Consider the following 17627-nt stretch of genomic DNA (forward strand, 5'->3'; position numbering starts at 1 on the left):
GAATTAACTACCGCGATAAGTGGAGTAAGCAAACGGGCTGATCAGTAATGGAATGTGATAGTGTTGATTGACGTCTTCTATAAAAAATTGAATACAAACACGTGGGAAAAAAGTTTTAATTTGCTGAGATGAAAAATAAGACGCAATTTCAAATTCAAGTTGATAAGCACCTTCTGCAAAGTCGGTTATTCCAAAATCACCCACTCGACCGTCTGGATTAGTAGTTGCGGTTGCAATCAGCTCATGGGTTTCTGCATGAAACAACTTCACTTCTACGTGTGCAGCTGGTTTGCCTAAATTCGTATCTAAAATATGAGTGCTGATCATGCTTGTATTTCCTGAGATAGACGTAATAGAGCAATCGCTGAGAGTTGCTCATGTACAATTATTTTTTCGATAGCTAAGTCATGTTGTAAACGTTCGTGTAGCTTTTTTAAAATCTCATCGCTACTGAGGCCCGCTGCTTTAATTAAAAAAATAAAGCCAAACTTTTGTTCATAATCGAGGTTGCCTTGTAGCAGCGCTTGTTGCGTTTGTTCATCTAAAGAAATACCAGCTTGTTCCCGATTTGAAAAATGTTGCTCTTTTGCATTGAGTTGTTTTTTTGCTTGTCGTTCACCAATTTTTGGATGGGTTGCTAAAGCAGTTTCAATATCTTGCCATGACCACATTTGACTTAAATTTTCTGCATACTCTAAAAGAGATACTTTTGAGGAGTAGGGACGTTCTGAGGTGATTTTCTCGGCCCATGCTGGAATGTGGACACAGTTTTTTAACAAAGTCTTGAGTTGTTCGGGTGGGGCTTGATTAAACTCGGCTAAAAACACTGTTATTCCTGAACTCGTTGTCGTGATAAAGAGTTTTAGCAATAACAGTGCCAAGAGCGAGTTTTGATTCGCTTATGAATTTGGAAAATTAAAAAATCAATTATTTAGTTATGTGATTTTTATACCAATGTTCAGCAATGTCTTGACGACTACATATCCAGACTCGATCGTGCATTTGAATGTAGTCGAGAAAATTTTGTAGTGCTTTAAAACGGCCTGGGCGCCCTAAAATACGGCAATGCATTCCAATCGACATCATTTTTGGTGCATTTTCTCCCTCTGCATACAGCACATCAAAACTATCTTTTAAATATTGAAAAAATTGTTCTGAACTATTAAATCCACCCGGTGAGCAGAATTTCATATCGTTACATTCCAAAGTATACGGAATAATCAGATGAGGGCGTGATGCACCCGCAGCATCGGTAAGTGTGGTCCAAAAAGGCAGGTCATCGCCATAATAATCAGAGTCGTATTGAATTTGCGGGAATTCTGCAAGTAATTGACGGGTATTAGGGCTATCACGTCCGGTGTACCAACCTATCACTTTATTTTCAAATAAGTTTTCTAAGACAGATAAAGCTTGTTCTATATGCTGTTTTTCTAACTCAATATCAGTATCTTGATAGTGAAGCCAACGGTAACCATGAGAAACCACATCATAATCAGCTTGCTTAATCGCCTCTACAATATAAGGATTGCGGACAAGTGCCATTGCAACTCCAAAAATGGTCATTGGAAGTTTGCGCTTTTGGAATTCATTATGAATGCGCCAAAAACCAGCACGTGAACCATATTCGTACATCGAGTCCATCGACATATGTTTCGCTGGGTAACTTGCAGCACCAATAATTTCAGATAAAAACTGTTCTGAGCCTTCATCGCCGTGCTCAATATGTTTTTCGCCACCTTCTTCATAATTAAGAACAAATTGCACTGCAATCTTGGCATTGTTAGGCCATTTCACCTGTGGAGGCTGTCCGTGATAACCAATCAAATCACGTGAATAAGGAGACTTTTGAATTTGCTCAATGAGCTCGGCTCCAGATAGATAAGATTTGGACACGATTGCTCTCCTTTTGTTCAATTTTTCATAAATATTTAAAAAATCAGCTTGCATATTTTTATAGATGGACTGATATTGAAGATATGAAGATCTTCAAAATAAATTAAAACCAGTACGTTTAAGTCAGGAGATAACAAACCATTACACCATCAAAATGTACAATTGAAGTCAGTTCATGCATGCTTAAAACATGCCAACATAAAAAAGTTTTGCATAGAAAAGATCCACAGTAAGAAAGAGAGGATGGTATTTATGAATATTGAAATCCGCACAGATAAAAACATCCATAACAGCGAACGTTTAATTACTTATGTACGTGCAGAACTTACTCAAGAATTCCAACGTCATAGCGAACGTATTACGCATTTTTCGGTTCATTTTAGTGATGAAAATGGGGACAAAGGTGGTGACAAAGATATCCACTGTATGATTGAAGCGCGTCCTTCAGGTTTGAAACCGGTTGCAGTGCACCATAAAGCTGGAAATATTGACGCTTCAATCCATGGCGCGATTGAAAAATTAAAACGTAGCCTCGAACATACTTTTGAGAAAAAAGAACACCCGAGAGGTGGGCAACCAGAATTCATTGATGATGAAGTTTAATTGAAAATGCTAAAAAGCCCTTCGGGGCTTTTTTTATATTTGATGAAAATAAAACTATTCACAACATTAGGTTTGCAATGCGATGCAATCAACCTCTAAAATCTGGAGAAGAGATTAGGCATAATAGCCCTAATATATTTTTGAGAGATGGTCATGTTAACCACCCAGCAGCAAGCTTTAATTAAAGCCATAGAAGAATTAGAACTCGCGCAAGTGCAGAAATTACTTGCTGACGGACTTGATCCGAACTTTATTGATCCAGAGCAAGGGCCACCTGTATCAATTATCTGTGACGGAATTTTTAAATGGTGGGAAAATGTATCGGAAGCTTATGAAGCTGGTACACCATTATCAAAAGAAGAGAAGCAACAATCGTTACAAGTTTATCTCGATATTCTTGAAGCCCTAATTCAAGCTAAAGCCAATGTACACCTTTGGGATGCAGAAGAGTTTTATGGCCCGTTATGGGATGCAGCAAGCTCGGCATGTGCTCCAGCTGTTCAACGTTTACTCGATGAAAAAGTTGATCCAAACTCACGTGATGAAGAAGGACTTACCGTTTTATCTTCAATCAGTCAGTTGTTCTTTGATTGCGATTTTGATGAAATAGATTGGTCAGAATCACTTGAAGAAGAGCGTGAAACATTAGAGTTATTGCGCCGTCATGGGGCTAAAATGACAAAAGAATTAACTACTTGATTGGACATTAAAATGAAAATAGTACAAATTTTAACTTTTGCCCTTACAACTGTTGCTGCTGGAAGTACTTTCGCAGCAGAGTTTTCCTTTGACCGTCCTGGAGCAGGCTTCGGAACAGGTATTACACCAGTGGGTAAGTTAGCTTGGGAACAAGGTTTACCTAGCGCGACTTATACAGAGTCGACTGTCGACGGCGTTAAAGAAAAGACCGTAACTGTAAGTGAAGATATGCTATTCCGTACAGGTTTGGCTGATGGCTTAGAATTACAATTAGGTTGGCAAGGTCCAGCATGGACTCAAACCAAACGTGCTGGCAAAAAAACTGATAATTCAGGCTTTGGTGATGTAAGCATCGGTTTGAAAAAAGCAATTGATCTAGATGATGAAAACTTATCAATGGCTGTGTTAGCTCAGGCTGTCATTGCAACTGGTAATGATGAATTTACTGCGCATGATGATATTTATAGCCTAAGCTCAGCAGTGGCTTATAAATATGATGACTTGATTGATACCTCAATTACCATGCGTTACGAAGTGCAAAACAGTAATTGGGCTGTGACTGCAATTCCAGCAATCAACTATAAGATAGCTGGTAAACTTTCTGGATATTCTGAATTCATTTACCGTAAAGCTGAAAGCCAAGACTATGAATACGGTTTAGGTACAGGTTTAGTTTACGCTGTAAATAATCGTACTCAGCTTGACGCAAGTATCGGGGTCGATTTAGAAGGTCAAGATAAGAGCTACAACGGTGGCTTAGGCGTGGCGTTCTTGTTCTAATCGAAGCAATTTAAATTTATGTTAATGAAAAAGCTTATTCATCAGGGAATTCTTTATTTTCTAGCCGTTGCTGTTTGTGTGTTTAGCCAGTTGGTTTCCGCACAAGACAAGCTGCTCTCGCCCGAACAAGCTTTTTCATTTTCGGTTGAATCTTCTGAGCCGCATACTGCGAGTTTATCTTGGCAGATTCAGCCAAATTATTATCTCTATCAGCATAAATTTACCGTACAACAAGGTACTCAACCTTTAGCTTTAAATTTACCTAAAGCGATTGCCCAATATGATGAAAATTATGGGCAAAGTCAGGTTTACTACCATCAAGTTAATTTCAAAATTAAAACAAAGCCTTCGGAGCACTATAGTGTGACTTGGCAGGGCTGTGCCAAAGATCGTATTTGTTATCCGCCACAAACCATTGAGTTTCAAACTGATGCAGATGGCTTGGTCGGTGTGCAAAACCAAGCAGGAACAGCGCCAAAACGATTGCTCGATTTGGCAAATACTCAACCGGAAGCTTCCTCAGATTCAAAACTTTTAGAAAAAGAGCAGAGTATAGAGCCTGTAATAGATCCATCTACGCCACAAATTGCGCAAGATCAAATCTGGTCAGCTAAGTTAATTGAGCACTCGCTTTGGTATGGAATTTTATTATTTCTCGGTTTAGGCATGTTGCTCGCATTTACACCATGCTCTTTACCGATGTTGCCTATTTTAACTTCGCTGATTATTCGAGAACATAAAGGTATAAAGGCTTGGACTATTGCACTTACTTTTGTTTGCAGCATGGCATTGGTCTATGCAGGTTTAGGTTTAATTGCTTCTTCAGCAGGCTTAAATTTTCAGCGCTGGTTACAACAGCCTGCGACTTTAATTGCTTTTAGTTTGTTGTTTATTGTATTCGCTCTGAACCTATTTGGCTTGTTTGAGATTCGTTTACCACAAACATGGTTAAATAGACTTGACCATATTCAGTCAATGCAACAAGGCGGCACTTTAGTAGGTGCAGGAGTCATGGGTGTGGTTTCTGCACTCTTGGTCGGTCCTTGTATGACTGCACCTCTCGCTGGAACTTTATTATTTATTTCTCAAACACAAAACCAATGGCAAGGTGCTTTGCTTTTATTCTGCCTAGGTTTTGGAATGGGAATTCCGCTACTGTTGGCAAGTATTTTAGGGGCAAAATTTTTGCCTAAAGCGGGCGACTGGATGCATCAGATTAAAGTGATTTTTGCTTTTCTGATGTTGGGTTTAAGCCTCTACTTTATTCGTCCTTTATTGCCAGATTGGAGCATGCAAGTACTTAGTTTGGTACTAGGCCTCGCTTTTATAGCCTATGCTGTTTATCAGTTTTTCTGGAAAAAAGGGCAGCTACAATGGCTCTATGCGATCTTATTATTAATCGTTACCCCTTTTGTAGCCTATAACCAATATCAACATATTCAAAATCGAACTTTGCAAAGTTCTGACCACATGGCGGAGTGGCATGTTGCGACTAGCGCGGCAGACTTCCAAAAGATTTTAGCAGCAGCGCCTACTGATCGGGCTATTTTGGTTGATGTATATGCCGATTGGTGTGTTGCTTGCCAACCAATTGAGCACCGTATTTTAAAAGCACCTGAGGTTCAGTCTGCTCTTGCACCTTACTATTTAATTAAGCTTGATTTGAGTCATTATGACCAGTCACATGAAGCGCTACTCAAGCAATGGAATATTTTGGGACCGCCGACCTATCTATTTTTAAGCCCAGAGCAAAAAGAGATTCGTGCTCTACGCTTAACGGGTGCTTTTAGTCAGCAAGAACTTTTGCAACAACTTGCGAGTTTGGCAAAGCTCAAAGAATCATAAGGTATCAATAGTTTCGGTCTGATGAAATGTACGTACCTGATTACGGCCTGAAGCTTTTACCGCATAGAGAGCTTGGTCAGCCTGTCGAATAACAAGATAAGGGTCCTGTGCAAAAGCTGAACTGCTTATTCCAAAACTTGCACTAATATGAATAGGATTATTTTGGGCGCTAAAGACAGGTAATTCTTGTAAAGCACAGCGACAACGCTCAGCAATTTTTTCTGCTTGAATGATATCGGTGTGGGGAAGTAATAAAATAAATTCCTCTCCACCAAATCGACCAATAATATCCTCACTACGTAAGTTCTCAGAAAGACATTGAGCGATTTCAATTAAGACCTGATCACCTTGGTGATGGCCGTATATATCATTAATTTTTTTAAAATGATCGATATCAAGAAGTACTACTGCATAATCAAATTGCTGTTGGTGTAGCGACTCTAAATGCGTATTTAAACTACGTCTATTTAATACGTTAGTTAATGGATCAAGTTGGCTTAAACGTTGAATATAAGTTTCGCGCTGACGCCATTGAGTGAGTAGTATTTCAAATAAAATAAAACATGCCAATAAAATGGGCATAATAAAAAAAGCCATGCTTCCTAACCAAAATGGATTGGTTTGAGCACGTTGCATGGCAATCAGATTAAATAAGGGTGCGTAAGGTAAAACACCTTTCATACTCAAATAAGTACATACGATTAAAATAATTGTTGCAGGTATAAGGGCGCTATAAACAATTTTTCGGTCAAATAATACCAGACCTACTCCAATCGTGCCGACATAACCGACCATAGTGGCGGGGCTAATGCTGCCAATTAAATACCCATCGTGGCATAGCATGAGCGTAAAAAATTGCACACTCACTAAAGGAATAATTCGTTGAGCCCATTCAACATTTTTGTAGCGATAGCAGGGGATAATTAAAAGAGCCAATAAAAATAAGGTTAATAAATTAAGCCAGATTTGCGACTCAACTAAAGGTAAATGTGTCCATTGCCAGACACTAGGGGTAATTAGAATATAGCCTTTCCATAAAATCCAACTGAAATTCATTGCACAGGCAAGTGTAAGCATAAGTGCGCTTTTTTGTAGTGGCGTCCAGTTGATGATGTGATTATTGTAGATGAAATCGATTATCACCTGTTTTATTCTATTTACGGGATGAGTGATTAAACGATTTTTCATAATAAGTAAGGCCTCCTAAATATAGATGCCTCTTTGTTGGACCATCCTAAAATTGGACTGTTTAAATAATTTATGTTTTAAACATAACATGATTTTCATTTTATATATGATGACTTTTTATAAAGAAAATGATGTGAAAAGTTTTATTCACTGTTCACACCATTTATAGATAAATTAAGTTTTATCAAGTTCGTGAGCAAATTCAGCAATATCTGCCAATGCTTGTTTAGCCTCATCAAACCATGCATTAAACATCTGGAAGTTATGCCACATGCCTGTATAAAGTTTGAATTGAACTTTAACGCCAGCATCTTCAGCTTTTTCCCTAAAACGTTTAGCATCGTCTAATAAGATTTCTTTAGAACCTACTTGAACCAAAGTAGGCGGTAGACCATGCAAGTCATCGAAAATAGGCGAAACACGTGGGTCATCAGCTGCAATATGATTGCCTATATAGTACTGAGTTCCTGTTTGCAGCGCTTCAATAGATAATAAGGCATCATGTTTTTTATTAAATCTGAGAGACTCACTCGTGAGTGTTAAATCCAAAAATGGAGATAGCAAAATCAGGCCACTTGGCATGAGCTCAGGTTGTTCTTTTAAACGTAAGCAAAGTGCTAGCGCTAAATTTGCTCCGCATGAATCACCTGACAAAATAATATCTTTAGGCTGAACACCTTGTACTACTAAAGATTGATAGATGTCATATAGAGCTTCAGTTGCCTCAGGATAAGGATGCTCTGGTGCAAGTGGATAGTCCACATGAATAATCTGCATTTGAGTACGGGCAGCTAAATCCGTCATGAAAGCATGGTGTGTTTTGACACTACCAAGAAAAAAAGCGCCGCCGTGAATGTGAAAAATCAGTTGAGTGGCAGAATCTTGTGGTTTGATTTCTTCACCTTTAATGCCTGCTAACCGAATTGGGCGCACAGAAACATTTTTTTGCCTTGGGAAAGCACGACACATCTGATCTAGAACGGGACGTAATGCGGTAGCTGGCAAATTTAGCTGACTTGGCTTGCGAATTGTTGTTTTAAGAAAAGTTTCTGTAAAATAATATTTCCAAACATTTGATATATTCATAGAGCATCCATTTTTATGCTAGTTTCTTGTTTTCTTGTAAATTTTATTTTGCAAGATTACAAGGTTACACGAAACAGTCACATTCAAAAATTGCAATATCTTTGCGACTTCTGAATACTAAAAATCTTGAAAGACCCAAGGATATTACAAAAATGAAAAAGATTGCTTTAGCTTTAGGACTCATTGGTATGGCTGCATTTGCCAATGCGGCTGATTCACTCAATGGAACGGTATGGAAAACGATTGATGATCAGACCAACAAGCCAAAAGCCGTAGTGAAATTTACGGAACAGAAGGACGGAACCTTAACTGCAACCATTCAAAACATTTTGACACCGGGCGAAGAAAACGCTTGTACAAAATGTGAAGGTCCGTATAAAAACAAACCACTTAAAGGTGTCACCATTGTACATAATTTAAAAAATGTAGGTGGTAACAGTTATGAAAACGGTACGATTTTAGACCCAAAATCAGGTAAAACTTACAAACTGAAAGGTGAGTTAACCGATGGCGGAAAAAAGCTTAAATTACGTGGTTATATTGGCGTTTCTGCACTTGGTCGTAACCAAACATGGATTCGCGCTAACTAAAAGTTTTAATAAAAAACGAGCCGTATGGCTCGTTTTTTATGCTTGGATATTTTGATAGGTAGATTCATCAAAACCTACAATGAAACCTTGTGAGGTTTGTAAAACAGGTCTTTTAATTAAACTTGGTTGAGCAATGAGTGCTTCAATAAGGTTATCTTCACTGCTTAAAGCACGATTTTGTTCTTCTTCTGAAAGCTTGCGCCAAGTCGTTCCTTTTTTATTGAGAACTTTATCTTGCCCAATTTCTTTTAACCAGATCTTTAGAGTATCTGCATCAATTCCTTGTTTTTTATAATCGTGAAAATCATAGTTAACCGCTTTGGCTTGCAAAGCATCAAATGCTTTTTTCATTGAATTACAGTTTTTAATTCCATAAATTTTTAACATTTTATCGGACCATGTCAAAAAGAGAGAGCACACAGCCTAACGCAAAAAGCTTTTAAGCACTACTTTATACCGATACTTTTAAAACAAATGAAAATTAATGATTAATCGAAAGAGAAATGTCATGTTATTGTCATAAGACAAAGCGATAATGAGCTTAATAAGAAGAAATTAAAACTAAAAGAACTTAGCGCAAAAAATAAGAGACTAAAAAAGAGAAAACCCGCATTTAATCATCCTGATCATGCGGGTCTCATTTCAACGTCCAATGTCACATCCTTGCAAATAAACTTATCATAAGTTTATTTTATCTTCCTACGGCGTCCTATCCTTTTGCGTCATCCTGACTGCTTCCCTGTGCCGTGCAGCTATAATGCCGTTAAAGCTGTGTAAGAAAAATACTCAAAAACGACATATGCTGTAAGCGAAAACGACAATGCAAGTGAACAAGTGTTCACTTACTCTTGAATTTTATAGTCGATGATAACGGGTGCATGGTCGCTAAACCATTGATCTTTAAAGACCCATGCATTTGCTACACGTGTTTTCCAGTCTGGTGAACACGCTTGATAGTCAATACGCCACCCTACATTTTTTGCACGAGCTTGACCGCGATTTGACCACCATGAATAAAGTTCTGCTTCTGCGCGAACTACACGGAAGGTATCCACATAGCCAAGTTCATCGTAAATATGGTCAAGCCATGCACGTTCATGAGGTAAACAACCAGATGATTTCTGGTTACCTGACCAGTTTTTGATATCAATACGTTTATGAACAATATTGTAGTCACCACAAATGATGACTGACTTATTTTCATCACGCCATTGTTTCAAGATTTTTGCGTATTCACCTAAAAATAAATCTTTACGTGCCTGCGCTTCTTCACCACTTGAGCCTGAAGGTAAGTATAATGATGCAATATGTACCGGATGTGACAAACCTAAATCGAATTCCGCAGAAATAAAGCGGCCTTGACTGTCTGCTAGCTCAAACCCTAAACCATCTTTAACAGAGACGAAGGGTAGGCGGCTATATATCGCAGTCCCCGCATAACCTGCACGCTCTGCTGGAAAGAGATGGGTATGCCATCCTTCGGGTCTAAATTTTTCAGTCCATTGTTCATGGGTAATGCGGCTTTCCTGCATGCATACGACATCGGCATCTGATTGTTCTAACCATTCAAGTAAGCCTTTCGTTACTGAAGAACGTAAGCCATTTACGTTAATGGAAACGACTCGAAGAATTTTTACATCACTTGGATACTGATCCTTTGGTATCATGCGAAAATTTAACCTCAATTGTGAATTTGGAGCACCTCATGACAACGCCTGTGTCATTTCACCCGCAAGCATTTATCGAACTCGCATTATCACGCGGTGTGCTTAAATTTGGTGAGTTTACTTTAAAATCTGGACGCGTGAGTCCTTATTTTTTTAATGCAGGCCTACTCAACGATGGTGAAGCTTTATCTCTTTTAGCGCAAGGCTATGCTGATAAATTAACACAATGCGAAAATGTTGATGTGATTTTTGGACCGGCTTATAAAGGGATTCCTTTTGTAGCAGCGACTGCTGTTGCTTTGTCGCAAGTACATAATAAAAGTGTGCCATGGGGCTTTAACCGTAAAGAAGCGAAAGATCATGGTGAAGGCGGCGTATTAGTTGGTGCTGCGGTTGAAGGTAAAAAAGTCTGGATTATTGATGACGTAATTACCGCAGGTACAGCGATTCGTGAAGTTGTAACGATCTTGAAAAACGCTGGTGCAACTATTGCGGGTGTTTTGGTGGCATTAGATCGTCAAGAACGCGGCCAAGGTGAGCTTTCTGCAATTCAAGAAGTTCAAAAAGAATTAGAAATTCCTGTGCACGCACTGATTACCATGAAAGATTTAATGGATTATTTAGAGGCGAAAGGCGAAAAAGAAGCGCTAGCAAATATGCAAGCTTATCGCGAGAAATACGGTATCTAAAAAGAAAAAGGCATACACCTAAAATAGGGGGTATGCCTTTTTAATATTTAATTAAAACTGATAATTCAAACGCAATAACACATTACGTGGTGTGCCTGGCATGCTGTCTGAACGCCAGTACTCTTTATTAGTTAGATTATTCACCGCAAGCGTAACATTCCACGGATCTGCACTATAACCAATCGCTGCATCGACACGGTTGAAGCCTTCCATTTTTACTTGATTATTAATATTTGGATAATAAGACCCGACATAGGTCACTCCCACCTCGGTATACCACTGCTCGGTTGGTAAATAACGAACAAATAGATTACCCGTGTTTTTAGATGTGTTTGCTAAATAGTTACCTTCTTGTTCAGGTTTTTGTTTATCTTCTTTTACTTTTGCATCTGTATAGCCATAACCACCGCGAACAAAGACATTATCAAGTACGCGACCAATAAAGCTAAATTCAAGACCACGAGATTGATGCTGTCCTGCAGTTGCCCATACATCTGGTTGGTCATTAGGATTTGGTTTATAGCGGATATTATTTTTACGAATATCAAAGACAGAAAATTGAGTATTTAAACGACTATCTAACCATTCGCTTTTTACCCCGACTTCATATTGCTCGTTATATTGAGGCTCTTTATCCATTTTTGTGACATCAGTGCTTCCAGTAACTTGGTTAACACCCATTTGTCCGCCAAATGGTGCAAAGCTCTTAGAGTAAGAGGTATAAAAGCTATGTTCAGGAAGCGGTTGCCATACCAAACCAACATTTGGGCTAACGCTACCATCTTTTACATTACGGCGTTCATTAGTTAACTTGTTGGTGGTTGAAAAATCGAAGTAATCGTAGCGGACACCCATCATCAGTTTAAGTTGATCATTTAGACCAATTAAATCTTGAATAAATACACCATAAGTTGTGCCTTCATTATAGTTATGTTGTCTCATCACTAATGGACCATTACCACGACTGTACTCGCGTTCACCTGTGAATGGATTAACGTAGCCGTAAATAGAACCATTTTTAGCTTCATTTGCTAAGCGTGGCTCTCGTTGTTCATAAGTCCAGTCTGTACCCATCATGATTTGATGTTCAAGTTGGCCTGTTTTGAACTTGCCCTTAATATCAAATGTATTGGTGGTGGTCTTATTGCTGGTTTGTTGCCAGTAGTAAATTTGATTGATGTAGCCTTTTTTAGTGTTGCATTCTTTACCTTTTAGGTCGTTTCCATCTAACCCACAATAAGTTCCAAAGTAAAAGTGATCAAAGTTTTGTTCTGCTTGTCGGTAACTTGCTGCCCAGTGAAAGTTCCAATCAGGCGCATATTGATAATTCACATCGGTGCGAACCACTTGCAAAATATCATCAACATAATCGCCGTCTTGGGCAAATCCCATTTTAATTGAGGTTCCCGTAGGCAAGTTTTCATATGCTGGACCACGATCAGGCACACGACCTAATTTGTCATAGGTATATTGTGTGGTCCAAGTGAGAGTACCATCATCATTTTTATAAGTGAAACTTGGTGAAAACATTTCAATTTTATTTTCAATGCCAGAGCGGAAGCTCCCTGACTCACCATATTCTCCAGTTAAACGTACTGCTAAATTGTCATTAATGACTTGGTTGATGTCAGCCGTTGTTCCGTAGTTGTCGTAAGAACCTGCATAAGCACCAACTGAACTTTTAGAGTCAAAATTGGCGAACTTGCTCACCATATTCACAACCCCACCACCAGCGCTACGGCCATATAAAACAGAAGCGGGACCTTTTAAAATTTCAATACGTTCAATATTGGCTGTACTACGACGTACTTGTCCGCTTTCACGTATGCTATCACGGTAAATATCGCCTGTATCAGCACCAAAACCACGAATCGTGATGCCATCACCGCGCATATCATAACTGGTTGATACGCCTGGGGTGCCTTGCAGCATAACGCTTAAATCATTTGATCCATAAATTTTATATTTCTGAACATCAATGGTATCGACGGTTTGAGGAATATCTTTTTTGTCTAAACCATTGCGTGTGACATTGGCTTTGTCATAGTCGATATAACTTTTAATTGGGTCGAGTTCACTCATGGCCTCAATTTTTATTGTAGGCATGGTGGCTGCAACTTTTGCGGCTGAATCAGTCGCTTCCTCTGCGTAGGCACCTTGAATATTCAAGATCATTAAACTGAGTAGGCTCAGCGGGAAAAGACGTTTAATTTGGGGAGATGATATAGAAATTCTTAACATAAAAATAAAATCAATTAACAAAAATAAAAGTATAAATGATAATTATAATCATTTAATTATTTGGAATAAAAGAACTATTGCCTCAAAAAATGACATATTTATTTTTTAATAACTATTTTTTAGGAATGTAATAAGTAAATTAAGCAAACTATGTGAATTAACTCATTAGTTTTTCTTGTTAATTGAGTCTTGGAGAGAGGCTTTTACCAATAAAAACTCCTCCTTGAGATTAAGCGTTATTTTTCAGAACATCTAAAATATCCATTTCTGGATCATAATTCTCGTCAATTGTTTTGCAAATTGCTTGTCCAACAATGACATGGGTACCATTAAAGGTCATGGTTGGCGCTTCATATAATTCCCAACCATGATTGAGTGCTTTAGTCACACGTGCACAAAAAGCAGAGTCATCAGGGCCAGTTAAATAGCGATAAAGTTTCATGTTTAGCCTTTAAATATAATGTTTTATGCTCATAGTTTAACTGAATTTACTTAAATTCCAGATCAAGAAATAACAGATAAGGTTTTACTGAAATTAAGAAAAACCAGTGAAAAATCTCAGCTATACTCTTGTTAATTTAAATTTTAAGAAGAGCTTGAGCATGCGTGTACTTGTCGTCATGGATCCGATTGAAACCGTAAACCTTAAAAAGGATTCAACCATGGCAATGTTGTGGGCGGCGAGCCGTCGTGGACATGAATTAGGTTATGCATTACAGCAAGATTTATATATCGATCAAGGTAAGGCTTACGGTCTAATTTCACCGTTAAAAGTTTTTGAAGATTACAATCATTACTATGAGCTTGGCGAAAAGAAAAAAGAATCTATCGCGGCTTATGATGTAGTACTCATGCGTAAAGATCCGCCATTTGACATGAATTTTGTCTACACGACTTACGTGCTTGAGCAAGCTGAGCGTGAAGGTTCATGGATTATTAATAAGCCTCAATCATTGCGTGATTGCAACGAAAAACTTTTTGCAACGCAATTTCCAGAGCTACAAGTACCTACACTTGTGACATCGCAGCAAAGTTTAATTCGTGAATTTATTAAAGAACATGGTGATGTGATTGTTAAGCCGCTTGATGGTATGGGTGGCATGGGGATTTTCCGTTTATACCAAGACGGTGTAAATATTGGTTCTACCTTAGAAATGCTTACAGAGCTAGGCAACCGTCCAATTATGGCTCAGCGCTATATTCCTGAAATTGTAGAAGGGGATAAGCGTATTTTAATGGTGAATGGTGAACCTATTCCTTACTGTCTAGCTCGTATTCCACAAAATGGTGAAGTACGCGGCAACTTAGCGGCAGGTGGTTTAGGCCAAGCGCGTCCGCTTACTGAAAATGACAAGTTGATTGCAGCTAAAATTGGCCCTTTCCTACGCGAAAAAGGTTTGATTTTTGTGGGCTTAGATGTGATTGGTAATTATGTCACTGAAATTAATGTCACTAGCCCAACGTGTATTCGTGAAATTGATGCTCAATTTGGTACATCAATTGCAGATGATCTATTTGATGTATTAGAAGCTGGACGTTCAGCTTAATTATTTATTTCAGGTGGTTTTCCGCGGTATTTATGGGAAATCACCTGAAAATATATGAATTAATAAAATAACAATACTAAATACACCACAGCTTTGTAGGCATATTTTCAAAAAAGCACATCTTTCTGTTATAAACGAGTGAAATTAGCTTTTCGTTAATGAAGCTTTAGGATTAAAATAAACGGCTACAAAAATAGATGACAATTTCCATTGTTTTTTGAGTTGAAGAATTAGACCGTGACCGATTCACAGCAAAGCAAACCTAAACATGTCATGATGATGGCTGCCGGTACAGGTGGACATGTTTTTCCAGCCCTCGCCGTAGCCAAAAAACTTCAACAACAAGGTTGTCAGGTTTCATGGTTAGCCACGCCAACAGGTATGGAAAACCGATTATTAAAAGATCAAAATATTCCAATATATCAAATTGATATTCAAGGTGTTCGTGGCAATGGATTAGTCCGTAAAATTGCTGCACCTTTTAAAATTTTAAAAGCCACTTTAAGCGCAATGCGTTATATGAAACAGCTTAAAGTTGATGCAGTTGCAGGCTTTGGCGGTTATGTTGCGGGACCGGGTGGTTTGGCAGCACGTTTGTTAGGTATTCCTGTACTTATTCATGAGCAAAATGCGGTTGCTGGTTTTACCAATGCGCAGTTATCTCGTGTTGCTAAAGTCGTGTGTGAAGCATTTCCAAATACATTTCCTGCGGGTGGAAAAGTCGTTACAACAGGAAATCCTGTTCGTCATGAAATCACAGATATTTTAAGCCCAAAGTGGCGTTATGATGAGCGTGCGCAAGCAGGGCAGCCTCTAAATATTCTAATTGTTGGTGGTTCTTTAGGTGCCAAAGCACTCAACGAACGCTTACCTCCAGCATTAAAACAATTACAAGTTCCACTTAATATTTTTCACCAGTGCGGTCAGCAACAAGTTGAGGCAACTCAAGCACTCTATGCAGATGCACCAGCCAATTTAACTGTACACGTTTTGCCGTTTATTGAAGATATGGCAAAGGCTTATAGTGAGGCAGATTTAATTATTTGCCGAGCTGGAGCACTCACGGTAACAGAAGTTGCAACAGCAGGTGTGGCCGCAGTTTTTGTGCCACTTCCTATAGCAGTTGATGACCATCAAACTGCAAATGCCAAATTTCTGGCGGATTTCGGTGCTGCAAAAATTTGTCAGCAATCGACTATGACACCAGATGTTCTAAATGAATTGTTCACTTCGCTGATGAACCGCCAGTTACTTACAGAAATGGCAGTGAAAGCGCGTCAACATGCCCAACCAAATGCGACTCAGCATGTGGTTGATCTTATCCAAAAAATGTAATCGGATTTACTATGTCTCCATCAACAGCTGCGAACCAAGCAAAAAAACTGATTAAAGTGCCTGAAATGCGCCGTATCAAACACATTCATTTTGTGGGGATCGGCGGTGCTGGGATGTGTGGCATTGCAGAGGTATTGGGTAACCAAGGTTATAAAATTTCCGGTTCAGACATTAAAGCATCTAAAACTACAGAACAATTAGAGCAAAATGGCATCAAGGTTTATATTGGCCATCAAGCGGAAAATATTAAAAATGCCAATGTGCTTGTAGTTTCTACAGCGATTGATCCAGAAAATCCGGAAATTAAAGCAGCGATTGAGCAACGTACTCCAATCGTACGCCGTGCAGAGATGCTAGGTGAGCTTATGCGTTACCGTCATGGTATTGCTGTAGCGGGTACACATGGTAAAACGACAACCACAAGTCTTTTAACGACTATGTTGGCTGAAGAAAACCTTGATCCAACTTATGTCATTGGTGGTTTACTTAACAGTACAGGCGTAAATGCTGCATTAGGTGAAAGCCGTTTTATCGTGGCTGAAGCTGATGAATCAGATGCATCTTTCCTTTATTTGCAACCAATGGCAGCGATTGTAACGAATATCGATGCTGACCATATGGATACCTATGAAGGTAGCTTTGATAAATTAAAAGATACGTTCGTACAGTTCCTTCATAACCTACCATTTTATGGTTTGGCTGTCGTTTGTGGTGATGATGCCAACATTCGTGAAATTATGCCGCGTGTAGGCCGTCCAGTAATTACCTATGGTTTTAACGAAGACAACGATATTCGCGCAATTGATGTTGAACAAGATGGCATGCGTTCACACTTCACCGTGTTACGTAAAGGTCGTGAGCCGCTACGTTTAACGATTAATCAACCGGGCATGCATAATATTTTGAATGCTTTGGCTGCTATTGGTGTTGCAACAGATGAAGGTGTTTCTGATGACGCAATTAGCCGTGCTTTAGCAGGCTTCAGTGGTGTTGGTCGTCGCTTCCAAGTACAAGGCGAATTCGAACTAGCCGATGGTAACGTTAAGTTAGTTGATGACTATGGACACCATCCGAAAGAAGTGGAAGCTACGATTAAAGCTGCTCGTCAGAGTCATCCAGATCGTCGTTTGGTGATGTTATTCCAGCCACACCGTTACTCTCGTACCCGTGATTGTTTTGATGACTTTATTGAAGTGCTTTCTCAGGTTGATCAATTATTATTATTGGAAGTTTATCCTGCCGGTGAAAAGCCTATTGTAGGTGCAGACAGTCGTACTCTAGCGCGTAGTATTCGTTTACGTGGACAGGTTGAACCGATTTTGGTTGATCCGGTTGAAGGTAATTTGCAAAACATCATGCAAAATGTGTTACAACCAAATGACTTGTTATTAACGCAAGGTGCGGGTAACGTGGGAGCAATTTCTGTAGAACTTGCACAACACCATTTGTATGTGAAATAAACAA

At 38.9% G+C, this 17627-nt stretch carries 18 protein-coding genes; 9 read left to right on the forward strand and 9 right to left on the reverse strand.

Features of this window, described 5'->3' with window-relative positions; genetic code table 11:
- Positions 1–3 precede the first annotated feature (3 nt).
- From uraH to puuE, 3 genes are all read right to left on the reverse strand, one after another.
- Complete coding sequence (gene uraH / locus QLG01_RS03660) at positions 4–327, reverse strand: hydroxyisourate hydrolase (protein WP_282495864.1); 324 nt, start codon at positions 325–327, stop codon at positions 4–6.
- Complete coding sequence (gene uraD / locus QLG01_RS03665) at positions 324–827, reverse strand: 2-oxo-4-hydroxy-4-carboxy-5-ureidoimidazoline decarboxylase (protein ID WP_282495865.1); 504 nt, start codon at positions 825–827, stop codon at positions 324–326. The genes uraH and uraD overlap by 4 nt, the downstream gene beginning before the upstream one ends.
- Positions 828–927: 100 nt before the next feature.
- Entirely contained in the window at positions 928–1893 is a 966-nt protein-coding gene (puuE, locus tag QLG01_RS03670) for an allantoinase PuuE (RefSeq protein WP_282495866.1), read from the reverse strand.
- A gap of 252 nt (positions 1894–2145) precedes the next feature.
- Here puuE and QLG01_RS03675 point away from each other — a divergent pair, with 252 nt between their 5' ends.
- From QLG01_RS03675 to dsbD, 4 genes are all read left to right on the forward strand, one after another.
- Entirely contained in the window at positions 2146–2496 is a 351-nt protein-coding gene (locus QLG01_RS03675; RefSeq protein WP_001019316.1) for an HPF/RaiA family ribosome-associated protein, read from the forward strand.
- A 153-nt stretch (positions 2497–2649) separates the two neighbouring features.
- Complete coding sequence (locus QLG01_RS03680; RefSeq protein ID WP_013196585.1) at positions 2650–3195, forward strand: ankyrin repeat domain-containing protein; 546 nt, start codon at positions 2650–2652, stop codon at positions 3193–3195.
- 12 nt (positions 3196–3207) lie between these two features.
- Positions 3208–3975: a transporter gene (locus QLG01_RS03685; RefSeq protein ID WP_023274357.1), complete on the forward strand. Its 768-nt coding sequence runs from the start codon at positions 3208–3210 to the stop codon at positions 3973–3975.
- Between the two features lie 18 nt (positions 3976–3993).
- A complete protein-coding gene (gene dsbD, locus QLG01_RS03690; RefSeq protein ID WP_282495867.1) occupies positions 3994–5820 on the forward strand; it encodes a protein-disulfide reductase DsbD in 1827 nt (608 codons plus the stop codon).
- On the opposite strand, the gene QLG01_RS03695 is transcribed toward dsbD, so the two are convergent.
- Both QLG01_RS03695 and QLG01_RS03700 read right to left on the reverse strand, forming a co-directional pair.
- Entirely contained in the window at positions 5815–7008 is a 1194-nt protein-coding gene (locus QLG01_RS03695) for a GGDEF domain-containing protein (protein ID WP_282495868.1), read from the reverse strand. The genes dsbD and QLG01_RS03695 overlap by 6 nt on opposite strands.
- A gap of 174 nt (positions 7009–7182) precedes the next feature.
- Positions 7183–8094 carry an alpha/beta hydrolase gene (locus QLG01_RS03700; protein WP_013196589.1) on the reverse strand — a complete coding sequence of 304 codons (912 nt, stop codon included), beginning with the start codon at positions 8092–8094 and terminating at the stop codon, positions 7183–7185.
- A 152-nt stretch (positions 8095–8246) separates the two neighbouring features.
- Between QLG01_RS03700 and QLG01_RS03705 the strand changes: the two genes are divergently transcribed.
- Positions 8247–8684 carry a DUF2147 domain-containing protein gene (locus tag QLG01_RS03705; protein WP_002121971.1) on the forward strand — a complete coding sequence of 146 codons (438 nt, stop codon included), beginning with the start codon at positions 8247–8249 and terminating at the stop codon, positions 8682–8684.
- Positions 8685–8720: 36 nt separating this feature from the next.
- Here the strand turns inward: QLG01_RS03705 and QLG01_RS03710 are convergent, their stop codons facing one another.
- Both QLG01_RS03710 and QLG01_RS03715 read right to left on the reverse strand, forming a co-directional pair.
- Positions 8721–9071, reverse strand: a complete 351-nt coding sequence (locus QLG01_RS03710) for an arsenate reductase (RefSeq protein WP_282495869.1) — start codon at positions 9069–9071, stop codon at positions 8721–8723.
- Positions 9072–9526: 455 nt separating this feature from the next.
- The gene (locus tag QLG01_RS03715; protein WP_005300601.1) at positions 9527–10351 is read right to left on the reverse strand and encodes an exodeoxyribonuclease III; all 825 of its coding nucleotides are present in this window, start codon (positions 10349–10351) and stop codon (positions 9527–9529) included.
- A gap of 38 nt (positions 10352–10389) precedes the next feature.
- Here QLG01_RS03715 and pyrE point away from each other — a divergent pair, with 38 nt between their 5' ends.
- The gene (gene pyrE, locus QLG01_RS03720) at positions 10390–11040 is read left to right on the forward strand and encodes an orotate phosphoribosyltransferase (protein WP_000211305.1); all 651 of its coding nucleotides are present in this window, start codon (positions 10390–10392) and stop codon (positions 11038–11040) included.
- 51 nt (positions 11041–11091) lie between these two features.
- On the opposite strand, the gene QLG01_RS03725 is transcribed toward pyrE, so the two are convergent.
- Both QLG01_RS03725 and QLG01_RS03730 read right to left on the reverse strand, forming a co-directional pair.
- Positions 11092–13281, reverse strand: coding sequence for a TonB-dependent siderophore receptor (locus QLG01_RS03725; RefSeq protein ID WP_282495870.1), 2190 nt, complete (start codon positions 13279–13281; stop codon positions 11092–11094).
- A gap of 229 nt (positions 13282–13510) precedes the next feature.
- Positions 13511–13723, reverse strand: a complete 213-nt coding sequence (locus QLG01_RS03730; RefSeq protein WP_002122004.1) for a DUF1737 domain-containing protein — start codon at positions 13721–13723, stop codon at positions 13511–13513.
- A gap of 160 nt (positions 13724–13883) precedes the next feature.
- Between QLG01_RS03730 and gshB the strand changes: the two genes are divergently transcribed.
- The 3 genes from gshB to murC all read left to right on the forward strand — a co-directional run bounded on the left by gshB (position 13884) and on the right by murC (position 17623).
- Positions 13884–14828 (forward strand): glutathione synthase, encoded by a 945-nt coding sequence (gshB, locus tag QLG01_RS03735; RefSeq protein WP_151767064.1) that lies wholly within the window; start codon positions 13884–13886, stop codon positions 14826–14828.
- Between the two features lie 237 nt (positions 14829–15065).
- Positions 15066–16163 (forward strand): undecaprenyldiphospho-muramoylpentapeptide beta-N-acetylglucosaminyltransferase, encoded by a 1098-nt coding sequence (gene murG / locus QLG01_RS03740; protein ID WP_005300613.1) that lies wholly within the window; start codon positions 15066–15068, stop codon positions 16161–16163.
- A gap of 11 nt (positions 16164–16174) precedes the next feature.
- Complete coding sequence (gene murC / locus QLG01_RS03745) at positions 16175–17623, forward strand: UDP-N-acetylmuramate--L-alanine ligase (protein WP_003654096.1); 1449 nt, start codon at positions 16175–16177, stop codon at positions 17621–17623.
- Positions 17624–17627: the final 4 nt, after the last annotated feature.

Source organism: Acinetobacter sp. V89_4, from assembly GCF_029967875.1.
In the GTDB taxonomy this organism is placed as follows: Bacteria; Pseudomonadota; Gammaproteobacteria; order Pseudomonadales; family Moraxellaceae; genus Acinetobacter; species Acinetobacter oleivorans.